Source organism: Streptomyces sp. SID5910, assembly GCF_009862125.1.
Taxonomy (GTDB): domain Bacteria; phylum Actinomycetota; class Actinomycetes; order Streptomycetales; family Streptomycetaceae; genus Streptomyces.
This window is the reverse complement of record NZ_WWHX01000813.1, coordinates 1-6,183: the sequence shown is the minus strand read 5'-3', so window position 1 is coordinate 6,183 and position 6,183 is coordinate 1. Positions and strand designations below refer to the sequence as shown.

Below are 6,183 nucleotides of genomic sequence, written 5' to 3'. Positions count from 1 at the left end.
GTCCGGCATCGCCGCGGGGCTTTGCGGCAAAGCCTGTGACTTCGCCGCAGGCGCACCGTGGCCCACGGTCCGTCCGCACGGCCGCTCACCGTTCTCGCGCTGTCTCGCACAGCCCTCGAAGGAGGCACATCGCATGGTCGGCAGACATGCCGCGCGCACCCGCCGCGCCGCCCTGACCGCGCTCGGCGCGCTCGCCCTGACCGCGCTTCCCACGGCCGCGTCGGCCGCGCCGGGTCCGCAGCCCGCCGCCGCCCGGACGCTCGGCGCCGACAGACCGCCGGCGCAGATGCTGCACGCGATGGAGCGCGACCTGAGGCTGACGCCGGCTCAGGCGACGGCCCGGCTGGCCAACGAGGCGGAGGCCGGGACCCGGGCGGGCCGGCTGCGCAACACGCTGGGCGACCGCTTCGCCGGGGCCTGGGTGAGCGGCGCGACCGCCGCCGAGCTGACCGTCGCCACCACCGACACCGCGGACACCGGCGCGATCGAGGCGCAGGGCGCCCGGGCGGCGGTCGTCGAGAAGCCGCTGGCGCGGCTCGAAGCGGTCAAGGAGAAGCTGGACGCCGCCGCCGTGCGGACGAAGACGGCCGAGACGCCGGTCTGGTACGTCGACGTGAGGACCAACCGCGTCATGGTCCAGGCGACCGGCGAGGCGGCCGCCTCGGCCTTCGTGAAGGCCGCGGGCGTCGAGGCCGAGAACGTGGGCGTCCGGGTGTCCGCGAACCGGCCGCGGCTGCTGAAGGACCTCGTGGGCGGCGACGCCTACTACATCGACGCGCAGGCCCGCTGCTCCATCGGCTTCTCCGTCACCAAGGGCCAGCAGCAGGGCTTCGCCACGGCCGGTCACTGCGGCAGGCCGGGCGCGAAGACCACCGGGTCCGACCAGAGCGACCAGGGCACCTTCCAGAGCTCCACCTTCCCCGGCAAGGACATGGCCTGGGTGGCCGTCAACGCCGACTGGACCGCCACGCCCGACGTCAAGGCGCAGGACGGGCAGAAGGTGCAGGTCGCCGGCTCGGTGGAGGCGCTCGTGGGTGCGTCGGTGTGCCGTTCCGGGTCGACGACCGGCTGGCACTGCGGCACGGTCCGCCAGCACGACACCAGCGTCAACTACGCCGAGGGCACCGTCGACGGGCTGACCGAGACCACGGTGTGCGCCGAACCCGGCGACTCCGGCGGCCCCTTCGTCGCGGGCGTCCAGGCGCAGGGCACCACGTCGGGCGGCTCCGGCGACTGCACCAACGGCGGCACCACGTTCTACCAGCCGGTCAATCCGCTGCTCAGCGACTTCGGCCTCACCCTGAAGACCACGTCCGCCGCGTCCGCGACGCCCGCGCCGCAGGACAACGCGGCGGCGGACGCGTGGGCCGCCGGCCGGGTCTACCAGGTCGGGGCGACGGTGTCCTACGCCGGTGTGCGCTACCGGTGTCTCCAGAACCACCAGGCGCAGGGCGCCGGGTCGCCGGAGAGCACGCCGGCCCTGTGGCAGCGCGTGTGACCGCGTCGCGGCACACCTGACGGATCGCAGTGAAGCCTTCGGCGCGGGGCCCTCACCCCGCGCCGAAGGCGTGTCCGCGGCCCGTCGACCACCCGTCGGCTATCCGTCGGCGAGGAACGCGTAGGCGGCGGCGATGAACGGGTCGCGGGCGCGGAAGCGGCGGGTGCAGACCGCGGCCAGGGCCGTGCCGGTGTCGGGCCGGAAGCCGAGGAAGGCCTGCTGGCCGAGGGTGGCCCCGCTGTGGAAGTACATCGGCCCGCCGTCGGTGGGGTGCCGGAACCAGGCCATCGTGTGCACGTGCCGGTGGTCAAGTCCCCGCCGCAGCACCGGCACCCGTACCGCGCGCAGGGCGTCGGCCGCCGGTGAGCCGGCCGGGTCGAGGTGGGCTTCGAGGAAGGTGAGCAGGTCGTTCGGGGTGGCGCGGACGGCTCCGGCGGCCTGGAAGCCGCCCGCGTCGAACGGCGGCACCGGGGTGCGGCCGTCCTTGCCGTGTCCGGCGGCGTCGGTCTTGGGGTCCTCGGCCGCGAGTGCCGTGCCGCTGAGGCCGAACGGGCGCAGGACGTGCTCGGTGAACAGGTCCTGCCAGTCCGTGCCGGTGGCGGCGGCGACGGCGTGCCCGAGGACGGAGACGCCGAAGTTGGAGTAGTGCCAGCGCGTGCCGGGCCGGTGCCTGGGGCGGTGGCGCAGGAAGGCGTCGATGACGCGGCCGGCCGGGTAGCGGGCGTAGGGGTTGGAGCGCCAGGCGGGCAGGGTGCGCGGGAGGAAGTCGCGGGGCAGCCCGGGCAGTCCCCCGGTGTGGGTGATGAGGTGGGCCAGGGTCACGGGGGTAGGGCCGACGGGCCGGCCGGGGTCCAGGCAGGCGGCGGCCGGCTCGCCGCCGGTCAGCGCGCCGCACCGGATGAGCCGGGCCAGCAGGAGTCCGGTGAACGTCTTGGAGGCCGAGCCGGTCTCGTAGCGCAGGTCCTCGCGCGGGGTGTCGGGGGGCGTGCCGGTGCCGCCGCTGTGCAGGGTGCGCCGGCCGTGGCGGGACACGGCGAAGACGACGTCGGGTGCGGCGGAGGCGTCGACGGCGGCGGCCAGCCGCTCGGGCAGGTCGTCCGCGGCGGGGGCGTCGGGCGCCGGCGGGACGTCCTCGTCGTCGGCGGGCTCGCCGGGCCAGGGGCGGTGAGGGGCCGTCATGAGGCGGCGTGCGCCAGCTCGGTGAGGGCGCGCGAGGTGGCCAGCAGGGAGGCGAAGGCGGCGACGAGCGTCGGGTGGTAGACGATGTCGAACACCTCCTCGGGGTCGCCCTCGGGCATCGCGCGGATCGCGGGCATGGCACCGTCGGGCTGCTGCGCCGCGGCGAAGCCCTCCCAGGCCGCCCGGTCGAGGGTGGGGCGGGGCAGGCAGGCGTCGACGACGAGGAGTTCGCCGAGCAGGTCCCAGCGTTCCAGGTCCAGCCAGTCGTCGAGCCAGACGGGCAGCCAGGTGGCGAGGTACTCGGCGATGCCGGGCGGCAGGCCGCCGGGGTTCTCGCCCCAGTCGGTGAGGTGGAAGACGGTGTGGGTGATGTCGTAGGCGGTGTGGCCCTCGACCGTCCACGGTTCGGGGGTGGCGGCCAGCCAGGTGGTGCCGGCGAGTGCGGACTCGGGCGGCCGGGCCGGCAGGCCGAAGCGGCGCTGGAAGGCGGACAGGCCCAGCCGGCGGGTGGGTGTCACGGGGAACTTCGCCCAGCTGTCGAGGCGGTGGTTGAGCTCGGTGGCGCGTTCCACCTCGGGCTGGCTGTAGCCCAGCTCCTTGAACGGCAGGTACACCTCGAACGGGATGGGCGAGAACGGTTCGATGCGCTGTCCGCGTGCCAGCATGCGGCCGCCGTCCAGGGTCTCCCGCCAGGTGTGGTCGAGCAGTTGGCGGGCGAGCTGGGCCTGCCGGGTGCCGGCGACGCCCTCGCGGAAGAGCACCGTGCAGATCAGGGCGAGTTCGCCGACCGGCTTGAAGCGCTCCAGGAAGCCCACCTCGGGGTCGGCGTCCGGCTCCAGCCGGAAGCCGTCGCGGTGGGACCACAGCCATTCCAGGGCGCCGACGCCGACGTTGTGTATCAGCCGGGTGTCCGTCATGCCGGCGCTCCTTGTCCGCTGTGCCCCGGCGCGGCGTTCCCCGGCCGTGCCCTCGTCAGGGCCGCCGCGAACACCGCCATCAGGGTGGAGTGGTAGCAGTCGGTGAAGTCGTAGGGGTTCTCGGGGTCGGGGCCCGCGGCGTCCTGGAAGGCGCCCTCCTCCGGGATCGCGCCGCACGGGTGCTGGGCCGCCGCCAGCCGCTGCCACGCGTCGCGCAGCACCGCCGGTCCGGGCGAGCCGGGCACGCTGGCCGCCACCGCGAGCAGTTCGCAGCTCAGGTCCCACATCCTGGCCTCCAGGCAGGTGTCGAGCCAGGGCGGCAGCCAGTGCTGGAGGTACGTCGCCAGGCCGGGCGGCACACCCTGGGCGGTGCGTCCCCAGTCGGTGAGGTGGAAGACGACGTGGGTGAGGGCGTAGCCGGCCGCGCGCTCGAAGGTCCAGGGTTCGGGCAGGCCGCCCAGCCAGGTGCGGTCGAGCACCTGCGGCACCTGGCCGTGCGGGGGGATGCCGCTGCGCCGTTCGGCCTCGATGACGCCGAGCCGCCGGGTGGGGTACTGCTCGGTCAGCCGCCAGCCGCGGGTGCGGGCGACCAGGGCGGCGGACGCCTCGTAGCCGGGGTGCCGGTGGCCGGCCGAGGCGAAGGCCGCGTACACCTCCAGCGGGTAGGTGGCGAACGGCTCCAGCGACTGCATCAGCAGGAACAGCTCGCCCTGGCGGGTCTGCTGCCAGGCGAACTCCAGCAGTGCGCTCACGCGCGCGTGCAGCGGGTCCGACGGCGGGGTGCACAGGGACACGGACGCGCAGACCCGGGCCAGTTCGCCCAGCGGTTTCCAGGTGCGGTTCACCTGGCCCTCGGCGGCGAGGGCGTCGTCGCCGAGTTCGAAGCGGTCGCGGTGGTCGTGCACCCAGGCGAGCGCGGCCTCCTCGATCCGCCGCACCTGCCGCGCGTCCTCCTCGTGCCACCGGTCGCCGTGCGGCGCCGCGTCCCTGGTGGCCGGGTGCGCCGCGGGTGTCGCGCTCACAGGAGGACTCCGGCCGGCATCAGCCGGGCCGCCTCCAGCTGGAGGGCCACGCGTGGGTCGCTGCCGCCCATGAGCCGTACGAAGTCGAGGCCCGTCTCGAGGCCGAGGGTGTCCGGTACGCCGTCCAGGAGGGTGAGCCAGCGTCCGGCTCCGGCGGCCTGCTGCCAGTCGCGGCGGCGTACCGCCCGTACGAAGCCGCGGGCGACGTCCACCGGGCGGCGCCGGGCCGCGCGGGTCACCGCGCAGTCCTCGCCGGGCAGGGCCAGGGGGGCGAGTACGGCGAGCTGGTGGGTCAGTTGCTGCCAGCCGGCGTCGTCGAGCCAGCCGGCGTCGGGTTCGGCGGCCGCGTCGTCGGCGAGCGGTCCGGCCAGGGGCTCTTCGACGCGTCGCAGGGCGCGGGCCATCGCCCAGTGGCTCCATACGACGGTCGGGGCCGCGTCGGGCCGGGGCGGGTGGGCCGCCACGGCGTCCTTGAAGACGGCGTGCAGGCCGGGGTCGGGCGGAACGCCCAGAAGTACGGTGGGCAGCAGCGTGTCGGCGCCCAGGATGCGTATCGCGGCGCGCGCGATGCCCGCGCCCGCGCCGTCCGTCGTCGCGGTGCCGCCCGCTCGCACGTGGTCTCCGCCCCGAAGGGCGGAGACCACGTCCGAAGCGAGGTCCAGCACCGTGCCCTGGAGAAGGGCTGACGTGCTCGACTGCTCCATTTCACTGCTCCCGTCGGTCCGTCAGCCCTTCTTCGGGCGCGGGGTCGGGGGCGAGAGCAGCAGGTGCCCGCCGCCGGACTGCAGGGCGAGACCGGCGCACTCGCGGCTGTCCCTGAAGACTCCGTCGGGCTCGGCGGGGTCGAGCGCTGCCTCGATGTCGATGTTCTCGGTGACTTCTTCGAGCACCTTGTCCTTGGAAGGCATTTCACCATCTCCTCTGGTAGCCAAAGGCCTTCACACCACAGGTGTCCGGGGAGTCACAAAGCATGCCTCTTTTCTCAAAATTCTCAGAAGATACTTTTTTCAACATTTCGGACATTCAGGAGGGCGTGTCCGGCGCCCGCCCCGGGACCACGGTGAGCAGGTCGTCGCGGCCGGCCAGGGCCTCCAGGGACAGCGTGCGGTAGCCGGCCCGGTCGAACAGGACGGTGATGCGGTCGCCGTCCTCGCTCAGCACCGTGCCCTCGCCCCACTCGCCGTGCCGCACCTGCGCGCCGACCCGGTAGGGGGAGGCCCCGGCCCGGGAGCCCTGTGCCCGCGTGTCCTGTGCGTCGGCCTCCTGCGCGTCGGTCTCCTGCGCGTCGCACACGTCGCAAGCGCCGCACGGGGGGTCGTACTCCTCGCCGAAGTAGCCGAGCAGGAACCGCCGTCGGCAGCTCGTGGTCTCGGCGTAGGCGCGGGCCATGTCGACGCGGGTGCGGTCGGTCACCCGGTGCGCCTCGGCCGCGTCCTCGGCCAGGCCGGCCGCCTCGCCGGGCGGGGTGCCGGGGTCGGGGCGGACCTCGCCGTCCTCGCCGGTGCCGACGGCGCCGGCCTCCTCCAGCAGGTTGACGGCCGCGGTGACGCGGTTGCGCGAGAGCCCG

At 74.8% G+C, this 6,183-nt stretch carries 7 protein-coding genes; 1 reads left to right on the top strand and 6 read right to left on the bottom strand.

Annotated features, from left to right (window positions below):
* Positions 1-133 precede the first annotated feature (133 nt).
* Positions 134-1,498 (top strand): trypsin-like serine protease, encoded by a 1,365-nt coding sequence (locus GTW67_RS28695; RefSeq protein WP_161167668.1) that lies wholly within the window; start codon positions 134-136, stop codon positions 1,496-1,498.
* 99 nt (positions 1,499-1,597) lie between these two features.
* On the opposite strand, the gene GTW67_RS28690 is transcribed toward GTW67_RS28695, so the two are convergent.
* From GTW67_RS28690 to GTW67_RS28665, 6 genes are all read right to left on the bottom strand, one after another.
* Positions 1,598-2,677 carry a serine hydrolase domain-containing protein gene (locus GTW67_RS28690; protein ID WP_161167667.1) on the bottom strand — a complete coding sequence of 360 codons (1,080 nt, stop codon included), beginning with the start codon at positions 2,675-2,677 and terminating at the stop codon, positions 1,598-1,600.
* Positions 2,674-3,594, bottom strand: a complete 921-nt coding sequence (locus tag GTW67_RS28685) for a DUF6895 family protein (protein ID WP_161167666.1) — start codon at positions 3,592-3,594, stop codon at positions 2,674-2,676. Before GTW67_RS28685 ends, GTW67_RS28690 begins: the two co-directional genes overlap by 4 nt.
* Positions 3,591-4,532: a DUF6895 family protein gene (locus GTW67_RS28680; protein ID WP_161167669.1), complete on the bottom strand. Its 942-nt coding sequence runs from the start codon at positions 4,530-4,532 to the stop codon at positions 3,591-3,593. The genes GTW67_RS28685 and GTW67_RS28680 overlap by 4 nt, the downstream gene beginning before the upstream one ends.
* Positions 4,533-4,612: 80 nt before the next feature.
* On the bottom strand, positions 4,613-5,320 hold the full coding sequence (locus tag GTW67_RS28675) for a hypothetical protein (protein ID WP_161167665.1): 708 nt from the start codon (positions 5,318-5,320) through the stop codon (positions 4,613-4,615).
* Positions 5,321-5,341: 21 nt separating this feature from the next.
* On the bottom strand, positions 5,342-5,524 hold the full coding sequence (locus GTW67_RS28670) for a hypothetical protein (RefSeq protein ID WP_161167664.1): 183 nt from the start codon (positions 5,522-5,524) through the stop codon (positions 5,342-5,344).
* Between the two features lie 115 nt (positions 5,525-5,639).
* The coding region (locus tag GTW67_RS28665; RefSeq protein WP_161167663.1) for a RecQ family zinc-binding domain-containing protein at positions 5,640-6,183 on the bottom strand (544 nt) is incomplete at its 5' end.

Excerpts from the sequence above, each read along its gene's own strand:
- GTW67_RS28690 (WP_161167667.1), bottom strand. The coding sequence starts at position 2,677 with ATGACGGCCCCTCACCGCCCCTGGCCCGGCGAGCCCGCCGACGACGAG.
- GTW67_RS28670 (WP_161167664.1), bottom strand. The coding sequence starts at position 5,524 with ATGCCTTCCAAGGACAAGGTGCTCGAAGAAGTCACCGAGAACATCGAC.
- GTW67_RS28695 (WP_161167668.1), top strand. The coding sequence starts at position 134 with ATGGTCGGCAGACATGCCGCGCGCACCCGCCGCGCCGCCCTGACCGCG.
- GTW67_RS28685 (WP_161167666.1), bottom strand. The coding sequence starts at position 3,594 with ATGACGGACACCCGGCTGATACACAACGTCGGCGTCGGCGCCCTGGAA.
- GTW67_RS28675 (WP_161167665.1), bottom strand. The coding sequence starts at position 5,320 with ATGGAGCAGTCGAGCACGTCAGCCCTTCTCCAGGGCACGGTGCTGGAC.